The 1,891-nt window shown below is 67.1% G+C and carries 1 protein-coding gene; it reads right to left on the bottom strand.

The window, feature by feature from the left end; translation table 11 throughout:
• Positions 1-1,767: chromosome segregation SMC family protein (locus ACXJKR_RS31140; protein ID WP_457326145.1), on the bottom strand; the 1,767-nt coding region annotated here is incomplete at its 3' end.
• Positions 1,768-1,891: the final 124 nt, after the last annotated feature.

Below are 1,891 nucleotides of genomic sequence, written 5' to 3' on the forward strand. Positions count from 1 at the left end.
GAGCTTGGGCAGCGTCTCGTGCGTGTTGGCGATGGAGCCGCTCGGCGTCGAATAAAAAGCCAGGCGAGCTGGCGGCGAGTCGGCCTCGAAGGCACGCACCGTGTCCAGCCGGCCGACGCTCAAAGCGCCCATGCGCTCGCGCAGCGCGGCTTCCAGCGCGTTCTCCCAACCCTGGGCGATGTGCAGCTTGGTCCACAGGCCTTGCAAGCCATCAAGGCCATGCTTGGCCAGCCAGGGCTTGAGCTTGCCCTCGGTCTGCACCTTCTCCTGCAGGGCCTTCAGCGCTTCGAGCCGAGCGGTCAGGTCGGACTGCCGGGCGAGCTGGGCGTTAGTGTCCTGCTGGGCGTTGCGGCGCTGCTCTTCGAGTTGCGGCACCTGCTCGGCCAATTCCTGCAGGCGAGCGTCGGACAGATCGCGCGCCTCGTCGGCTGCAGCACTGCGTTCGCGCAGGGCTTCCAGGGCTTCGTGATCAGGAGCACCCAGCGCGCGCGACTCGGCCGTCAGCTTGTCCTCGCGCTGGCGCAGCGCCTTCGCCTGCTCGTCCACGCTGCGGCTCTCGGCGGCCAGCACCTGGATCTGCTGCTGCACCTGGGCGACCAGGGCACGCTGCTCGTTGGCTCGGGCCTGGGCGGCACGCACGGCGTCCTCGCTCTGCGGCAGCTGGGCCTGCTGTTCCTCGGCCTGGGCGGCCAGGATCTCGCTCTGTTCGTCGGCGCCGGCAATCTGCTYGGCAATGCCTTCCAGCTCGGCCTTGGCCTGCTCGACGCGCTCGCGCCACTGGCCGTCCTGCGTGTGCAACTCGGCCAGGCGGGCCTGTGCGCGGTTGCGGCTCTCGACGACAAAGCGGATGCGCTCTTCCAGCCGGCTCACTTCGAGCTGGGCCTCGGCGTAGCGGCCTTGTGACGCGTGCAACTCGTCGCCCGCCGCATAGTGGGCCTGGCGAACTTCTTCCAGCGTGGCCTCGACGGCGCGCAGCTCGGCAGTGCGCGACTCCAGCGCATTCAGCGCCTCGGCGTGTGCCGCCTTGACGCGCGTCGCCTCGTTGCCGGCGTCGCGCAGTTTCAGAAACCACAGCTGGTGCAGCTTCAGCGTGCCGCTGTCCTGCAGGCTGCGATAGCTCGCCGCGACCTCGGCCTGGCGTTCCAGCTTCTCCAGATTCGCGTTCAGCTCGCGCAGGATGTCGTCGACGCGGGTCAGGTTCTCGCGGGTGTCCTTGAGACGGTTCTCGGTCTCGCGGCGGCGTTCCTTGTATTTGGACACGCCGGCCGCTTCTTCCAGGAACAGGCGCAGCTCTTCCGGCTTGCTCTCGATGATGCGCGAGATGGTGCCCTGGCCGATGATGGCGTAGGCCCGCGGCCCCAGCCCCGTGCCCAGGAAGACGTCCTGCACGTCGCGGCGGCGCACCGGCTGGTTGTTGATGAAGTAGCTGCTGGTGCCGTCACGCGTCAGCACGCGCTTGACGGCGATCTCGGTGAACTGGTTCCACGGGCCGCCGGCGCGGGCGGATTGGTTGTCGAACACCAGCTCCACGCTGGAGCGCCCCGCGGGCTTGCGGTTGCCCGAGCCGTTGAAGATGACGTCCTGCATGGACTCGCCACGCAGCTCGCTCGCCTTGCTCTCGCCCAGCACCCAGCGCACCGCATCCATGATGTTGGACTTGCCGCAGCCGTTGGGCCCGACGACGCCGACGAGTTGCCCAGGCAACTGGAAGGTCGTGGGTTCAGCAAAGGATTTGAAGCCGGCCAGCTTGATCGAATTCAGCCGCATGAAGCTCGCGCGTAAGCCCTTGATTTGGCTAAAGAAAAGCGCCTTTCAGGGGCGCTTCAACGGGGTCGGATGATAGCATTCGCACCCTCTCTGATTGACCCTGCATCATGGCTACCAAGAAGTC

The organism is Roseateles sp. P5_E11 (assembly GCF_054049355.1).